This window comes from Sphingomonas sp., from assembly GCF_040398505.1.
Classification (GTDB): domain Bacteria; phylum Pseudomonadota; class Alphaproteobacteria; order Sphingomonadales; family Sphingomonadaceae; genus Sphingomonas.
This window is the reverse complement of the sequence record NZ_JBBATX010000019.1, coordinates 1-15,812: the sequence shown is the minus strand read 5'-3', so window position 1 is coordinate 15,812 and position 15,812 is coordinate 1. Positions and strand designations below refer to the sequence as shown.

At 64.7% G+C, this 15,812-nt stretch carries 20 protein-coding genes; 13 read left to right on the top strand and 7 right to left on the bottom strand.

Translation table 11 applies throughout. The features are described 5' to 3' along the window. Positions 1-929: glycine--tRNA ligase subunit beta (locus tag ABWP09_RS04380; protein WP_353203943.1), on the bottom strand; the 929-nt coding region annotated here is incomplete at its 3' end. 232 nt (positions 930-1,161) lie between these two features. Beyond that, positions 1,162-2,001 (bottom strand): glycine--tRNA ligase subunit alpha, encoded by an 840-nt coding sequence (locus ABWP09_RS04375; protein ID WP_353203962.1) that lies wholly within the window; start codon positions 1,999-2,001, stop codon positions 1,162-1,164. 324 nt (positions 2,002-2,325) lie between these two features. Between ABWP09_RS04375 and ABWP09_RS04370 the strand changes: the two genes are divergently transcribed. The 7 genes from ABWP09_RS04370 to ABWP09_RS04340 all read left to right on the top strand — a co-directional run bounded on the left by ABWP09_RS04370 (position 2,326) and on the right by ABWP09_RS04340 (position 6,825). Further along, the gene (locus ABWP09_RS04370) at positions 2,326-2,538 is read left to right on the top strand and encodes a helix-turn-helix transcriptional regulator (protein WP_188445639.1); all 213 of its coding nucleotides are present in this window, start codon (positions 2,326-2,328) and stop codon (positions 2,536-2,538) included. Beyond that, positions 2,507-2,998, top strand: coding sequence for a hypothetical protein (locus ABWP09_RS04365; protein ID WP_353203942.1), 492 nt, complete (start codon positions 2,507-2,509; stop codon positions 2,996-2,998). Before ABWP09_RS04370 ends, ABWP09_RS04365 begins: the two co-directional genes overlap by 32 nt. Beyond that, on the top strand, positions 2,989-3,918 hold the full coding sequence (locus tag ABWP09_RS04360; protein ID WP_353203941.1) for a TraB/GumN family protein: 930 nt from the start codon (positions 2,989-2,991) through the stop codon (positions 3,916-3,918). Before ABWP09_RS04365 ends, ABWP09_RS04360 begins: the two co-directional genes overlap by 10 nt. Positions 3,919-3,926: 8 nt before the next feature. After that, complete coding sequence (locus ABWP09_RS04355) at positions 3,927-4,793, top strand: TraB/GumN family protein (protein WP_353203940.1); 867 nt, start codon at positions 3,927-3,929, stop codon at positions 4,791-4,793. A 111-nt stretch (positions 4,794-4,904) separates the two neighbouring features. Next, a complete protein-coding gene (locus ABWP09_RS04350) occupies positions 4,905-5,561 on the top strand; it encodes a 50S ribosomal protein L25/general stress protein Ctc (RefSeq protein WP_353203939.1) in 657 nt (218 codons plus the stop codon). A gap of 86 nt (positions 5,562-5,647) precedes the next feature. Then, positions 5,648-6,223: an aminoacyl-tRNA hydrolase gene (gene pth, locus ABWP09_RS04345; protein ID WP_353203938.1), complete on the top strand. Its 576-nt coding sequence runs from the start codon at positions 5,648-5,650 to the stop codon at positions 6,221-6,223. Continuing rightward, positions 6,220-6,825: a TIGR02466 family protein gene (locus ABWP09_RS04340; protein ID WP_353203937.1), complete on the top strand. Its 606-nt coding sequence runs from the start codon at positions 6,220-6,222 to the stop codon at positions 6,823-6,825. The genes pth and ABWP09_RS04340 overlap by 4 nt, the downstream gene beginning before the upstream one ends. Before the next feature lie 3 nt (positions 6,826-6,828). Here the strand turns inward: ABWP09_RS04340 and ABWP09_RS04335 are convergent, their stop codons facing one another. Next, the gene (locus ABWP09_RS04335) at positions 6,829-7,455 is read right to left on the bottom strand and encodes a hypothetical protein (RefSeq protein ID WP_353203936.1); all 627 of its coding nucleotides are present in this window, start codon (positions 7,453-7,455) and stop codon (positions 6,829-6,831) included. A 159-nt stretch (positions 7,456-7,614) separates the two neighbouring features. On the opposite strand from ABWP09_RS04335, the gene ychF reads away from it, so the two are divergent. The 6 genes from ychF to ABWP09_RS04305 all read left to right on the top strand — a co-directional run bounded on the left by ychF (position 7,615) and on the right by ABWP09_RS04305 (position 12,927). Next, complete coding sequence (gene ychF / locus ABWP09_RS04330; protein WP_353203935.1) at positions 7,615-8,715, top strand: redox-regulated ATPase YchF; 1,101 nt, start codon at positions 7,615-7,617, stop codon at positions 8,713-8,715. Next, entirely contained in the window at positions 8,708-9,226 is a 519-nt protein-coding gene (locus ABWP09_RS04325; protein WP_353203934.1) for a GNAT family N-acetyltransferase, read from the top strand. Before ychF ends, ABWP09_RS04325 begins: the two co-directional genes overlap by 8 nt. A gap of 10 nt (positions 9,227-9,236) precedes the next feature. Beyond that, positions 9,237-9,554 (top strand): hypothetical protein, encoded by a 318-nt coding sequence (locus tag ABWP09_RS04320; RefSeq protein WP_353203933.1) that lies wholly within the window; start codon positions 9,237-9,239, stop codon positions 9,552-9,554. A 329-nt stretch (positions 9,555-9,883) separates the two neighbouring features. Further along, positions 9,884-11,107 (top strand): hypothetical protein, encoded by a 1,224-nt coding sequence (locus tag ABWP09_RS04315; protein WP_353203932.1) that lies wholly within the window; start codon positions 9,884-9,886, stop codon positions 11,105-11,107. A gap of 57 nt (positions 11,108-11,164) precedes the next feature. Then, positions 11,165-12,439: an alkaline phosphatase family protein gene (locus ABWP09_RS04310; protein WP_353203931.1), complete on the top strand. Its 1,275-nt coding sequence runs from the start codon at positions 11,165-11,167 to the stop codon at positions 12,437-12,439. A 38-nt stretch (positions 12,440-12,477) separates the two neighbouring features. Further along, positions 12,478-12,927: a MaoC family dehydratase gene (locus ABWP09_RS04305; RefSeq protein WP_353203930.1), complete on the top strand. Its 450-nt coding sequence runs from the start codon at positions 12,478-12,480 to the stop codon at positions 12,925-12,927. On the opposite strand, the gene ABWP09_RS04300 is transcribed toward ABWP09_RS04305, so the two are convergent. The 4 genes from ABWP09_RS04300 to ABWP09_RS04285 form a co-directional block, all read right to left on the bottom strand. After that, positions 12,924-13,283: a hypothetical protein gene (locus ABWP09_RS04300; RefSeq protein WP_353203929.1), complete on the bottom strand. Its 360-nt coding sequence runs from the start codon at positions 13,281-13,283 to the stop codon at positions 12,924-12,926. The two genes, ABWP09_RS04305 and ABWP09_RS04300, sit on opposite strands and share 4 nt — an antisense overlap. A 94-nt stretch (positions 13,284-13,377) precedes the next feature. Next, entirely contained in the window at positions 13,378-13,926 is a 549-nt protein-coding gene (locus ABWP09_RS04295) for an adenine phosphoribosyltransferase (RefSeq protein ID WP_353203928.1), read from the bottom strand. Between the two features lie 141 nt (positions 13,927-14,067). Then, positions 14,068-14,886 (bottom strand): cytochrome c1, encoded by an 819-nt coding sequence (locus tag ABWP09_RS04290; protein WP_353203927.1) that lies wholly within the window; start codon positions 14,884-14,886, stop codon positions 14,068-14,070. Positions 14,887-14,901: 15 nt separating this feature from the next. Next, the coding region (locus tag ABWP09_RS04285; RefSeq protein WP_353203926.1) for a cytochrome b at positions 14,902-15,812 on the bottom strand (911 nt) is incomplete at its 5' end.

Here is a 15,812-nt window from a genome sequence, read left to right as displayed (position 1 = left end):
TTAGGGGAGGGCATGTCCGATTGAGGCGCGCCATCGGCAGCCCCTCCCCCAGCCCCTCCCGCAAGCGGGAGGGGAGCAGGATGACGGCACACGAAATATTTCTGGTTTACGCGCGCGGTGAGCTGGATCACTTCGGGCGGCACGTCGAGGAAGGCTGCATCAAAGCGACCGAGCAGCGGCACGGGGAATTCGGTGAGGCCGGCATTCTCGGTCAGCAAGCCCTCATCCTGCACCAGCTCGAGCCCGGCTTTCCGCGCAGCCATCGTCGCGCCGAGCGCGATGATCTGGCGGCGTTCGGCCTGATCGACGATGACATGGGCTTCGCGGAGTTTCTCGACATAATCGTCGGCGTTGGCGATCGTGATGATGCCGGGATGGTGGAAACGGTGGCCGACGGTCGCTGAACCGCTGACGATCCCGGCGATCTCGCACGGGACCACGGCGTCACCGAACAATGCGATGATCCCCTGCAACGGGCGGACCCAGCGCAGCGATTCCATCGTGGTCGACTGATCGCCCCAGCGCATCGCCTTGGGCCACGGGAAAGCGCGGATGATCGCGGGGATCGCCTCGGCGAGGACGTTTGCCGTGGCGCGGCCGGCACGCTCGATCACCGCGAACAGCACGCCGTCGCGCTCGACGAGTTGCTCGCGGGTAAGGCCGGTCTTGCGCAGAAAGCCTTCGAGCGCTTGCGGCGGGGCACTCGCCTTCGGGCCCTTGGTTTCCTCCGACACGGCGGCGGTCTCGCCCGGCAGCCCGCGTGCGATCAGCGTGAGGCGGCGCGGGGTCGCATAGGTGACGAGCTCGGTCGCGACGAGACCTGCCTTGGCGAGTTCGGCGGCGAACAGCTTGGCGAGATCCTCGCGCGCGCGATCCTGCATCCGCGCGGGGATTTCTTCGGAGCGGAGTTCGAGGAGGAAGTCGGTCATGCGAACGCCTCCTGCGCCGCAGGCAAAAGAAATATTGATCTCACACAAAGACACAAAGGCACAAAGCAAAAAGATGTTTTCTTCTTAGTGTCTTTGCGTCTTTGCGTGATGATATCTTCTTCCTTCTCTGCGCCTCTGCGCCTCTGCGCGAACAAAAAGAAGGTTGGTTCGCGCGGAGGCGCGGAGGCGCGGAGGAAGAAGAAACAGCGATTGCCTGCGGCGCTAAAGGTGCTCACGCGGCCCACCCGTTGCGGTCCATCCACGCCTGACAGCTGCCCTTCGCGAGATCGCGGACGCGGCCCATATAGGCCTGGCGCTCGGCGACCGAGATGACGCCGCGCGCCTGCAGCAAGTTGAAGACGTGGCTCGCCTTGATCGCCTGTTCGTACGCCGGGATCGGCAGTTTGGCGGTCAGGCAATTCTCGCATTCGGCGACATGTTTGCGGAAACTGTCGAACAGGCTGTCGGTGTCGGCGATTTCGAAATTCCAGGTCGACATCTCGACTTCATTCTCGTGGAACACCTGGCCATACGTCACCCCGACATCGTTGAACGCGAGATCGTACACGCTGTCCTTGTTCTGGATATAAAGCGCGAGGCGCTCCAAGCCGTAGGTCAGCTCGCCCGCGACGGGCTTCATGTCGAAGCCGCCCATTTGCTGGAAATAGGTGAACTGCGTCACCTCCATGCCGTCGCACCACACTTCCCAGCCCAGCCCCCACGCGCCGAGCGTCGGCGATTCCCAATCGTCCTCCACAAACCGGATGTCGTGGAGCAAAGGATCGATCCCGATCGCCGCGAGGCTGCCGAGATAGAGTTCCTGCAGATCGGGCGGGCTTGGCTTCAGGATCACCTGATATTGGTAATAATGCTGCAGCCGGTTGGGATTCTCGCCGTAACGGCCATCGGTCGGGCGGCGGCACGGCTGGACGAAGGCGGCGTTCCAGCTGTCGGGGCCGAGCGCGCGCAGCGTGGTCGCCGGGTGAAACGTCCCCGCGCCCATCTCCATGTCATGCGGCTGAAGAATCAGGCAGCCATGCCGGCTCCAATAGTCGTGGAGCCGGAGGATCATGCCTTGAAAGCTGAGGGGGGTGCCATGCGGTTGCGTCACGCGGCGGGCTTTGCCGCAGTGCCGCGAAGGGGTCAACCACGCGCACCGGCGGCATTGGGGTAAAGTCGGCCCTCACTGACTTTTAGTCAGGGGTAGTTGACAATGTCACGGATCGCTGGCATTTAGTCATGGACGGCTGACATTGGGTCAGCGTCGCATGACGGAGAGAACCGATGTGCCCCGAACGAACGCGCCAGCGCGACGAGTGGATCGTGCTGAGATCCTCGCTGTTCACGGTGTTCGTCTCGCTCTTCACGATCTCGTGGTCGTGATGCGGTGGACGCCGTGAAGAACCGCCTGAAAGTGCTGCGTGCCGAGCGCGACTGGAGCCAGGCAGAACTCGGTGGAAGGCTGGGCGTATCGCGCCAGGCCGTCAACGCGATCGAGACGGGGAAATACGACCCCTCGCTCCCGCTCGCCTTCAAGCTGGGTCGGCTGTTCGACCTGCGGATCGAGGAGATTTTCGATGATCAGACTGGAACCGGCGATGACCGGTAAGGGCGTTGGCCCCGGCGAAGCCGCAAGCCGCGCGAAATCGCGCCGGACCATCCTCAATTTCAGCGTGCTCGCTTTGCTCGGCGGCGCGGTTGGCTTCACCGCCGCCTTGGTCGAGCAACCCGAGGCGCCGATCAGCGCGGGCGGCACGATGCCCGGCTGGTTCGCGGTTCTGGCGGCGGCGGTGATGGTCGTCGCAGTGCTTGGCGGCAGCGTGTTGTACCATCGCAACATGGACGAGCTGCAACGGCTCGACAATTATTGGGCGGCGACGATGGGTGCCAACGTGTTCCTGCGCGGCTACCCGGTGTGGCTGATCCTGTGGAAGGGCGGACTGGTGCCCGCGCCCGACGCGATGATCCTGTATCTCGTCGTCTTCGTCACGATGATGATCGCCTATTTCTGGCGCAAAGTGCGCTCAACCCCCAAACCCATCGCAAAAGGACCTGTATCATGGATTTGAAAACGATGACGGTCGCGCTCACGGCCCTGTTGCTTGGCGGCAATACCGCGCCGCAGGCAGCCCTCGCGCCGGCACCGCCCGCCCCGGCCGCCGAAGCCGCAATCCCGGCCGATCCGGCGCTGTGGGTGGTGAAGGACGCCGACACGACGATCTATCTGTTCGGCACGGTGCATGCGTTAAAGCCACGGCTCAGCTGGTTCGATTCGGCGGTGCGCAAGGCGTTCGACGACAGCGCTCAGCTCGTACTCGAAATCCCGCTGCCCGATCCGGCCGAAGCGCAAAAGGTGGTGCTGCCCCTGGCGATCGACCCCGACGGCCCGCCACTGCGGCAGAAACTGACCGAAGCCGACCGCGCGACCTATGTCGCGGCGATGACCAAGCTTGGCCTGCCGGCGCAGGCCGTCGACCAGTTCGACCAGTTCGAACCCTGGTTCGCCGCCGTCACGATGGCGCAGATCGCGCTGCAAAAGGCCGGCTTCACCCCCGGTGACGGTGCCGAGATGGCGCTCGACAAGGCCGCCAAGGCGGCGGGCAAGCCGGTATCGGGGCTGGAAACGCTGCAACAACAGCTCGGCTATTTCCATGATTTGCCACAGGCCGATCAAATCGCCTTCCTCGTCGCCGGGGCAAAGGACGTCGACAAGTTCGATTCGACGATCACCGCGATGGTCGATAAATGGAAGGCGGGCGATGCCGAGGGCTTGAGCGCGCTGATGAACGAGGATCTGACCAGCCAGCCCAATCTCTACAAGGTGCTGCTGGTCGACCGCAACGCGCGCTGGGCCGAGTGGATCGACAACCGGCTGAAGACGCCGGGGACGGTATTCGTCGCGGTCGGCGCGGGGCATCTCGCCGGCAAGGACAGCGTGCAGGTGCAGCTCGGCAAGCATCATCTGACCGCGACGCGCGTCAAATATTGACGGGCATCGTGCCTTCACCACGCTGGCTTGCGCTGCTGCTGGCGGTGCTCCTCACCGGATGCGGGAAACCGCATCCGGTCGATGCGCATCCGGCGCTGTGGCGCGTGGCAGACAAGGACACGACGATCTGGCTGTTCGGATCGATTCACGCTTTGCCACCGGGGGTGCGATGGCAAACGCCCGCGCTGGCGCACGCGATCGCTGCGGCGGATACGCTGATTCTGGAAGTGCTGCCCGCCGATGCCGAGGCGGCACGGGACGAATTCCTGTCGGTGGCGCAGCGCGACGGATTGCCGCCGCTTCGTGCCCGGGTCGCCGCCGCCGATCGCGGCCTGCTCGACCGCGGCGTGGCGCGCGCGGGACTGGCGCCGCAATCGCTCGACCGTCTGAAAACCTGGGCTGCCGCGCTGACGATCGGTGCGGCGGCCGGGCGGCAGGAAGCAGCCAGCGCCGCCGACGGCGTCGAGCCCGTGCTGACCGCGCGCTTTGCGGGACGCGCGATCGGCGCGCTGGAGACACGAGCCGGGCAATTCGCGGCGTTCGATCGCCTGCCTGCGGCGTCGCAACGCTTTCTGCTGCTGCAGGCGGCGGCGGAAGCGCGCGACCCTGCGCGTGGCTATGCGCGATTGCTGACGGCATGGGCAACGGGCGATGCGGCTGCGCTGGCGGCGACGCTAGACCCGCTGCGGCGCGATCCGGCGATCATGACGGCGTTGGTGACTGGGCGGAATGCGCGCTGGGCGAGCGCGATCACGCGACGCATGGCGCGACCGGGCCGCGTGTTCTTAGCGGTCGGGGCCGGGCATCTGGTCGGTGGAGATTCGGTCGTGGCGATGTTGCGCGCGCGAGGGTTGCAGGTGACGCGGGTCGAGTGATGTGCGCCGGTTGCGTTATGCACCCTCCTCCACTATGGGCCGCCTCTTCGATCAGGGTCATCCCTGGAGGCCTGATCGATCTTCTGAACCCTAACGTAATCGGAGTTTGCAATGAGCGACCAATTGACGCTCGCAGCCGAGACGCGCGAACAGGTTGGCAAGGGAGCCTCCCGTTTGCTTCGTCGTGAAGGCCGCGTCCCCGCCGTAATCTACGGCAACAAGCAGGAACCCCTGTCGATCCACGTCGAGGAAAAGGCGCTGATGCGTCTCCTGATGACGGGTCACTTCATGAATTCGGTCATCATGATCGAGGCCGGCGGCGAGCAGGTTCGCACCCTGCCCAAGGACGTCGCTTTCGACGCCGTCACCGAACGCCCGACGCATGTCGACTTCCTGCGTATCGGCGCGCACACGACGGTCCACGTCAACGTGCCCGTTGTCTTCACCGACGAAGACGATTGCCCCGGCATCGCCAAGTTTGGCGGCGTGCTCAACATCACGCGCCACGAACTCGAACTGGTGTGCGACGCCGCCGACATCCCGAGCGAAATCGCGATCTCGCTCAAGGGCCTCGACATTGGCGCGTCGATCCACATTTCGGACGTGACGTTGCCCAAGGGCATCACGTCAGCGATCACCGACCGCGACTTCGCCATCGCGACGATCGTGCCGCCGAAGGTATCGACGGTTGCCGAAGACGAAGCCGATGCGGCAGTCGCCGAGGCACAGTCTGCCGAACACGCGGCCGAGAGCGACACCGCGGAATAAGCTGCCCCCCTTGCGGGATGCAGACAATCGGGGCAGCGGGGGCGACAGCTTCCGCTGCTCCGTTCGTTTGAAGGACAAAGACGATCGTGCAACTCTGGGTCGGCCTCGGTAATCCCGGCGCAGGATATGCGCTCAACCGGCACAATGTCGGCTTCATGGCGGCCGATACGATCGCCGACTTTTACGACTTCGGCAGCGTCAAGAAAGGGTTCCAGGGCTGGACCCAGGAAGGCCGGATCGGCGGACAGAAGATTCTGCTGCTCAAACCCGCGACCTTCATGAACGAGAGCGGACGCAGCGTCGGCGAGGCGATGCGCTTTTACAAGCTCGAGCCCGACGCAGTCACCGTTTTCTATGATGAGCTCGATCTCGACCCGTTCCGCGTCAAGGTGAAGACCGGCGGCGGCGCGGCGGGCCACAATGGCATCCGCTCGATCGCGCAGCATATCGGCGAGGATTTCCGCCGCGTGCGGCTCGGCATCGGTCATCCCGGGCACAAGGATAAAGTCAGTTCCTATGTCCTTGGCAATTACGCCAAGGCCGAGATGGACCGGCTCGCCGATTTGCTCGGCGCGGTCGCGGCCGAGGCGGCGTGGCTCGCGGCTGGCGACGATCAACGCTTCATGAGCGACGTGGCACTGCGGCTTGGGGATGGAAAATGAACCTACGGACCTTGTTTGCGACTCCATTCTACGAGGGGAAATTGAAGAATGCGGCGCTGGTCGCCGACCTCGACCGGTCGTGCCACGCGCTGGCGCAGGATGATCGCGCCGGGCGGGCATGGTCGAAGGAGCATGGCTATCGCGGCTATACCTCCTACGCGTCGCTCAATGACTTGCCGCACCGCGACCCGGCGTTCGGCGATTTGGTCAAAGTGCTCAACAAACATGTCGCCAAATTCGCCGAGGAATGCGCGTTCGACTTGAACGACCGCAAGCTCAAGCTCGACAGCCTGTGGGTCAACGTCCTCAAACCGGGCGGCACGCATTCGGGGCATATCCATCCGCACAGCGTCGTGTCGGGCACGGTCTATATCGCGGTGCCGCCGGGTGCCGGTGCGCTCAAGCTCGAGGACCCGCGCTTGCCGATGATGATGGCCGCCCCGCCGCGCCGCGCCGATGCACCGGAGGGCCTGAAGCCGTTCGTCTATATCGAACCGCAGGCGGGCAGCGTCTTGCTGTGGGAAAGCTGGCTGCGGCACGAAGTCGCCCCCGGCACGGCCAAGGCCGAGCGCGTGAGCATCAGCTTCAACTATCGCTGGTAACGCCTAGAAGGCGTAACTCAGCGTCACGGCCCCGACGGGATTGAGCGAGTCGGCTGGCGGGGGTTGCGCGCCGGGCAGGCCGCTTGGCCGGTCGACATAGGGAAAGACCGTCACTGCTTGCCCCAGCATCGCACCGCCATCCACGCCGGCGCGCCACCCGCCGCCGATCGCGCGGTCGAACCCGATCAGTGCGATCGGGGCGAACCGTTCGAACCCGTCACGCAGCGCAACCGACCGATTGTTGCCGCGCGGGTTGAAGTGCAGTGCGACCTCGGCATCGGGCGTGGTGCCGTCGGCGCCATAGTCCGTGTAAAACCGCGTACCGAGCGAAAGCCGGAGAGTGGATCGCGGCATGGGGTGGAAATCGACGATCGCGCGGGCCGAACGCAGCGCGGTCCGCGCCACCAGCCACCCGAGAATGTCACGCTGCGCCGGTGGCCCTGGTGCGCGCACGGTACGCTCGCCAATCCCGGGAAAGGCAGGGACCGGATCGGGCAAGAGCGACGCGCGAAACGCCAGAAAAATGCGCGGTGACGGCTCGCGCGGCGCAGCCGACGCACCCGTCGGCAGCACGCCGCCCGCCAGCAGCGTTATGCAGCCAAACGCCGCCAAATTCTGCTTAGCCCCCATCCAGCCCCCCGACGGATCGTTTCGCCTTTAACCTCAACACACCGCACCGCTTGGCGCAAGCTTTCGTTAACCCTTTGCGGCGCGGCACCGCACACTGGCATTCCCGCGCCGGACGCCGTATCGGCAACGCTTCACGAAAATGACGGTTCAAGGAAGATCATGGGATTTCGGTGTGGGATCGTAGGACTGCCCAATGTCGGCAAGTCGACTTTGTTCAATGCGTTGACGCAGACGGCAGCAGCGCAGGCGGCGAATTATCCGTTCTGCACGATCGAGCCGAACGTCGGCAATGTCGCGGTGCCCGATGACCGGCTGCTCGCGCTCGCCGCCGTGGCGGGCTCGGCCAAGATCATCGAGACGCAATTGGGCTTCGTCGATATCGCCGGGCTGGTGCGCGGTGCGTCCAAGGGGGAAGGCCTGGGCAACCAGTTTCTCGGCAATATTCGGGAGGTCGATGCGATCGTCCACGTGCTGCGCTGCTTCGAGGATGACGATGTGACGCATGTCGAAGGCAAGGTCGATCCGATCGCCGATGCCGAAACGGTCGAGACCGAGCTGATGCTGTCCGACCTCGAAAGCTTAGAGAAGCGCGTGCCCAATCTGCTCAAAAAGGCGACGCAAGGCGACAAGGACGCCAAGATCGCCGCATCGGTGCTGGCGCAGGCGCTCGATTTGCTGCGCGAAGGCAAGCCCGCACGCCTGACCGTGCCCAAGGACGAAGACGAAGCGCGCGCGTTCGCGCAGGCGCAATTGCTGACCGCCAAGCCGGTGCTCTACGTCTGCAACGTCGATGAAGCGCATGCCGCCGAGGGCAATGCCTTCTCCGCGCGCGTGTTCGAAAAGGCCAAGGCCGAAGGCGCCGAAGCGGTCGTCGTCTCCGCCGCGATCGAGGCCGAGATTGCGACGATGGTCGCCGACGAGCGCGGCGAATTTCTCGCCGAACTGGGGTTATCCGAAACCGGGCTCACGCGCGTGATCGTCGCCGGGTACAAGCTGCTGCAGTTGCTCACCTTCTTCACCGTCGGCCCGAAGGAAGCGCGCGCCTGGACCGTCTATGTCGGTGCCAAGGCCCCGCAAGCGGCGGGCGAGATCCACACCGATTTCGAACGCGGCTTCATCCGCGCCGAGACGATCGCCTTTGACGATTACGTCACGCTGAAGGGCGAGGCCGGCGCACGCGATGCGGGCAAATTGCGGCAGGAAGGCAAGGAGTACGTCGTCCATGACGGCGACGTGATGCTGTTCCGCTTCAATGTCTGAGGCGGCATCCCCGACGGTTATGATCGCGCCGTATCGCGCTGGCACGGACCGCGCGATTACCGATCTGATCGTCGGGATCCAGCATGACGAATTCGGCGTCGCGATCACCGCCGCTGACCAGCCCGATCTTGCCGACATTGCGGGCTTTTATTGTACCGGCGCGGGCGGTTTCTGGACAGCCTCGGTCGCGGGCGAGATCGTCGGCACGATCGCGCTGAAGGCGTTCGAGCGCGACGCGGGTGCGCTGCGCAAGATGTTCGTCGCGCCAGCGTGGCGCGGCAAGGCGCATGGCGTTGGCGCGGCATTGCTGGCGACGTTGCTGGCGCATGCGCAGACCCACGGCGTTTCGCTCATCCTCCTCGGCACCACCGCGCAGTTCCTTGGCGCACATCGTTTCTATGAAAAGAACGGGTTTTCCGAAATGGCGATGGACGCGCTGCCGCCGACGTTTCCACGCATGCCGCTTGATACCAAATTCTATCGGCTGGACCTCGGCGAGGCTGCAGCCTAGGTAGCGGGACATGTTCGCCCGTCTCATCCTTGCGCTGTTGCTGGCCGCCTTTGCCCTTCCGGCGCTGGCGAATGGGCCGTGTCATGACGCGCCACAGCCGAAGGTGATGGCGGCAATGTCGCACGGGTCGCACCACGCGCCCCGCCCCGATGACCACGCCGCACTGCCGCATGTCTGCCTCGGCTGCATTCCGCCCGCGAGCCTTGCCGTCGCAGCGCTCGAAGTCCGCGCGCTGCGCGTGGCAGTGCCGCGGCGGATGCTCGCGGCGGCGTTCGATCCTGCAGCGGGCGTTCCACCGGCACTCCCCCCTCCGCGCCAGGAAGCATGATCCGGCGGGCCGCGTTGCGCCCGCGATCCTGCCTTCCCTGTTGAGGATTTTCCACGATGACTCGATCGTTATTGGTCGCAGGCTGCGCTGTCGCAGCCCTGCTCCCCGTGCCTGCGTTTGCGCAGATGCACATGCACCCCGGCATGAAAATGGAGGTGCCGCCACCTCCCGCTACGCCTTCCCTTCCCCTTGCTACTTCCCCGGCGGAGGCCAGGGCCCAGTTACCCACTGTTGAAAACGAGGTGCAGCCCTCACCTACAACCGACACCGCGACTGGGCCCCGGCCTTCGCCGGGGAAGCGGGAATTGGGGATGCAGGAGGACCACAGCATGCACGCCATGCCCGGAACGCCCGACTCCCCCGCCGCCATGCCCGACATGGACCATAATCACCTGCCCGGCATGACCATGGGCCGCGGCCGAGGTGCCTATAGCGACGGATCCGGCACCACGCGGCTGCCCGGCAACGAGCCCATGCAGGGCCTCCACGTGATGAGCGGCGACTGGATGCTGATGGCACACGGTTTTTTGTGGGGTGCCGTCACCGATCAGGGTGGCCCGCGCGGGGCGCATCAGGCGTTCGTTACGTCGATGGGGATGGTGACCGCACAGCGCGATCTGACGCCGACCCTGCATCTGCAAGCGCGCACGATGTTCAGCCTTGAGCCGCTCATGCCCCGGCGCGGCTATCCCAATCAGTTCGCGACCGGCGAGACGGCGGATGGCAGCACACTGCTCGTCGATCGCCAGCATCCGCACGACCTGTTCATGGAAGTGTCAGCACGGGTCGATCTCGATGCGGGGTCGGGCAGCCTGTTCCTATACGCGGCACCCGTCGGCGAGCCTGCGATCGGCCCATCGGCCTTCATGATGCGCGCGTCGGCCCGCTACAACACGCTGTCGCCGATCACGCATCACTGGTTCGACAGCACGCACATCACTTATGGCGTGGTGACTGTGGGCTATGCCGCGCCGCGTTTTCAGATCGAGGCATCGGCGTTTCGCGGGCGTGAACCCGACCAGTATCGCTGGGACATCGAAGCCCCCCGGCTCGACAGCTGGAGCCTGCGCGCAAGCTGGACCCCCAGCCCGGCATGGGCGATGCAGGTGAGCCACGGCTTCCTCAAAAGCCCCGAGCAGCTCGAAGCCGATACGAACGAGCGCCGCACCACCGCCAGCGTGCATTATGGCAGTCGCGCCTTTGCCGCGACGCTTGCCTTTTCCGCCAAGAACAAAGGCCCTGCCCGCACGCTGACCGCATGGTTGACCGAAGCGAACTGGGACATCACCCGCCACCACACGCTGTTCGGGCGGGCGGAAAATGTCGCGAATGACGAACTTTTCCCAGACCATGCCGACCCGCTTCACGACCGGCGTTTTCGTGTCACCAAGATCGAGGGTGGCTATGCCTATCGTCTGCCGTTGGTCGGGCCGGTGAATCTTGCGCTTGGTGGATCGGTTGCGGGCTATCTGTTCCCATCGGTTTTGAATGGGGCGTATGGAACGGCACCGATGAGCTATACACTGTTTGCGAAACTGTCGCTCGGGCGGTGAGCGTGGCGGCGGGAGGACTGTCACGTGATTGACGCCGAAATCCAGCATAGGCGTTGCATGCGTCTATCCTCCCGCCTTTTCGCTGCAGTGCTGGCCGCAGGATTGCAGGCCTGCGTGACGCAGCCAGTGGCCGCCCCCAAGGCAGTGACTGCTGCGCCCGTCGAGGTGCGCGCGCCGGTCACGATCCTGATCTCGATCGATGGGTTCCGCCCGGATTATCGTAGCCGTGGCGTGACCCCCCATCTCGACGCGCTCGCGGCGCGCGGGATCAGCGCGGCGATGCGGCCGAGCTTTCCGTCGAAAACCTTCCCCAACCACTGGACGCTCGTCACCGGCGTGCGGCCCGATCGCAACGGGATCGTCTCCAATGCGATGGAAGACCCCGGCCTGCCTGGGGTGAAGTTCACAATGGCGGAGTCGCAAGACCCGTTCTGGTGGAACGCTGCAGAACCGATCTGGGTGACGGCGGAGCAGGCTGGAATACGCAGCGCGACGCTGTTCTGGCCCGGGTCGGAAGTGGCGTGGGGCGGCACCAAGCCGAAGGATAAGAAACCGGTCGGCGGTACGCGGGTCGAGGATTGGTGGCCCTATCACATCGAGATTTCGGCGCAGCAACGCGTGGCGGGTGCGATCGACTGGTTGCGCCGCCCGGCAGCGACTCGCCCGAAGTTCCTGACGCTCTATTTCGACACGGTCGACACCGCCGGGCATACCTATGGCCCCGATGCGCCCGAGACGACCGCCGCCGTCGCCGCCGTCGATGCCACGATCGGCGACCTCGTGGCGGGCCTGCGCGCGCTCGGCCAGCCCGCGAACCTCGTCATCGTCGCCGATCACGGCATGGCAACGACCAGTGCGCAGCGTACGATCGCGATCGATAAAATCGCCGATCCGACCGATTATCGGATCTTCGAATCCGGGCCCTTCGCGAGCTTCTATCCAGTCGCAGGGCATGAAGCGGCGCTCGAAAAGGCGTTGCTGGGTCGCCATGCGCATTTCGAATGCTGGCGCAAGGCGGACATTCCCGCGCGGCTGCACTATGGCACCAACCCGCGGATCCCGCCCTATTTCTGTTTGGCCGAAGCCGGTTGGCTGCTGGCGAAGACCACGCCGACCGATGCGGGCGGTCTCGGCAATCATGGATATGACAATGCCGCGCCGGAAATGGCGGCTTTGTTCATCGCGAGCGGTCCTGCGATCAAACCGCTCGGCACGCTGCCGCCGTTCGACAATGTCGATGTCGCGCCGCTGCTCCGCGATCTGCTGCGGCTGCCCGCGGGCACCACGCTCGATGGCGACGATATGCCGTTCCGCGCGGCGCTGGCCAAGTAAACCTTGCGTTCGGGCGCGTCCCGCTCGACACATGGCCCATGCAGTATTTTGAAGATATTGAGGTCGGCGCGACGGCTTCGTTCGGACGCTATGAGGTAACGCGCGACGAGGTCGTTGCGTTTGCCGAACGCTATGACCCTCAACCCTTTCATCTGTCGGACGATGCCGCCGCGCAGACGCATTTCGGGCGGCTGTCGGCGAGCGGGTGGCACACGTGCGGGATGACCATGGCGATGGTCGTCGCAAATCTGAAGGCGCATCGCCAGGCGGGGCTGGGCTCCCCCGGACTCGACGAACTGCGCTGGCTCAAACCGGTCTATCCCGGCGACACGCTGCGCTGCGAAACCGAAATCCTCGACAAGCGCGCGTCGCAAAGCCGCCCCGAAATGGGAAGCTACCGCAGCCGGATGAAAGTCCTCAACCAGGACGATGTCGTGGTGATGACCTTCATCTCGATCGGCCTGATCGCGACGCGCCCCGTCGCCTAGCGGCGGCGGCCGCGACCCGGCCGGCCCTGCACCCCATAATCGCGCCACATCGGCCGCATTTCGCGCTTCGCACCGCGCCACGTTTGCGAACGGCCCTGCCAATAGCCGCGCTGCTGCGGGTTCCAGCGACGGCGGACGTTCTGGCGATCGTAAACGTACGATCCCGTGCCGGGATAATAGGATTCGTTGTTCCAACCCCAATAGGGATCGGCGCGATAGCCGCCGGAATAGGGGTCCCACGCGCTCGCGCCATATCCTGCCGAAAGACCGCCATAGCCATAGCCATCCGCACACGCGGACAATCCGCCGATCGAGACGAGGGCGGCGGCGACAAAGGCGAGTTTCAGGCGAGACATAGCGCGATCCTTAGGCTGGAATCGCGCCACCGTTGCATGAAGCGCCGCGATCCGTGCTGAACCGGCGCACGCGCGCTTTGTTCCGTTGCCCCGCTCAGTGGCCCGCGAACGCCACCAGCGAATCGACCGCCAGGCCGTCGGCACGCAGCGCCGCGGCCCCGCCGAGATCGGGCAGATCGACCAGGAACTGCGCTTGGGTTACCGCCGCGCCCGCCTTGCGCAACAGCCGTACGGCGGCGCGGGCGGTGCCGCCGGTCGCGATCAGATCGTCGACCAGCAACACGCGTTGCCCGGGGATCAGCGCGTCGGCATGCATGGCGATCCGGTCCGTGCCATATTCAAGCGCGTAATCCTCGGCGATCGTCGCGCCGGGTAGCTTGCCGTCCTTGCGGATCAGCAGCACGCCGGCCCGGAGGGGGGCGGCAAGCGCGGCGGCGAAAATGAAGCCGCGCGCTTCGATCCCGGCGACCAGATCGACCGGGCCGTGCGTGGCGGCGGCCATACGCGCGATCGCGGCGGCAAAGCCTACCGGATCGAGCAGCAGCGTCGTGATATCGCGGAACTGGATCCCGGGCTTGGGAAAGTCCGGGATCGTGCGGATCAGCGCCCTAAGATCGGCGTTGCGGTCGTCAGTATCGGCCACGATGCCCTCGCTCGTTACTTTCGGACCCGGTCCGCGCTCACCGTGTCATCCCCGCGAAAGCGCGGACCCATCTCGACCGTATGGTGTTGGGTCCCCGCTTTCGCGGGGATGACAGATCGCGTGAAGCGAGCGACGCGGGTCTTAGTGCTTAATGTCGCGCCAGATATTCTTATACGCGCCGTACGTCAGCAACGTGAAGAATGCGAGGAACGCCAGCACCGCCAGGCCATAGCCATGCCGCGTCGGCAAGTTCGGCTCGGCCGCCCAGGCGAGGAAAGCGGACACGTCGGCCGACATTTGCTTCACGGTCGGCTTGGTGCCGTCGAGATAGGTCACCTGCCCATCCTGCGCGAGCGGTGGCGGCATGGCGAGGTTGAGGGTTGCAAAATACTGGTTGAAATACAGCCCGTCGGGGGTCTTCGCATCGGTATATTTTTTGAGCATCGCGGCGGGTGGCTCGCCATAGCCAGTCAGCAGCGAATAGACATAGGCAGGGCCGTCATGCCGCGCCTTGGTGATCAGCGACAAATCTGGCGGATTGCCCTGGCCGGGATAATAGACGGTCGGGAAATAATCGGCGGGCGTGTTCGGCCGCTCGGTCGTGTCGCCCGATTTCGGATCGAACTGCTTGGCCTTGGTGCCCCAATCGGCAGCGAATTTCTTCACCTGCGCCGCCGAATAGCCGATCTGCGTCAAGTCGCGGAACGCGACATGCTTGAGCGAATGGCAGTTCGCGCAGACTTCCTTGTAAACTTGCAACCCGCGCTGCAACTGACGGTTGTCGTATGTGCCAAGCAAGCCGTTGGAAGCCAGAGCGACTTCCTTCGGGTGGAGGTGGAACTCAGCAACGGCCGTCGGTGCCGGGGGCTCGGTGATGAGCCCCTCGACCGACCAGAACAGCGCCCAGGACAGGACAGCGACGAAACCGGCGCCGATGAGGATTGCGATTGCGCGAACCATTGGTCGTATTGCCCCTTATTCGGCCGGAACCGGGCTACCGCTGAGCGCGGTATGAGCCGGTGAAGTGCCACCCTTTTTCGCCAGAACCGCCTCGGTGATCGAGTTCGGCAAGGGCCGAGGACGTTCCATCCGCGAGACGATGGGCAGGATGATGAGGAAGTGCGCGAAATAATAGGCCGCGCAAATCTGGCTGAGGATCACGTAGATCGGCTCGGCCGGCGACCCGCCGCACCAACCCAGCACCGCGATATCCGCTACCAGCAGCCCGAAGAAGATCCGGTATAGCGGGCGATAATTGGACGAGCGGACCGGCGAGCTGTCGAGCCAGGGCAGGAAGAACAGCAGCAGGATCGACCCGAACATCGCGAGCACGCCGAGCAGCTTGGCCGGAATTAACAGGAAATCGACGGTAAAGGCGCGCAGGATCGCGTAAAACGGCCAGAAATACCATTCGGGGACGATGTGCGCGGGCGTTTGCAGCCCGTTGGCCGGAATGTAATTGTCCGGGTGACCGAGCGCATTCGGCGCGAAGAACACCAACGCCGCGAAGATGAACAGGAACACGCCAAGCCCGAAGCCATCCTTGGCGGTGTAGTAAGGATGGAACGGAACGGTGTCCTGCTCGCCCTTCACATCGACGCCGGTCGGGTTGTTCGAACCCGGAATGTGCAGCGCCCAGATGTGCAGGATAATGACGCCCGCGATCACGAACGGCAGGAGATAATGCAGCGAGAAGAAGCGGTTGAGCGCGGCATCATCCGGCGCAAAGCCGCCGAGCAGCCAAATCCGGATCGTTTCGCCGACCACGGGTATCGCCGAGAAGAAGCCGGTGATCACCTGCGCACCCCAGAAGCTCATCTGACCCCAGGGCAGGACATAGCCCATGAAGGCGGTCGCCATCATCAGCAGGAAGATCGTGACGCCCA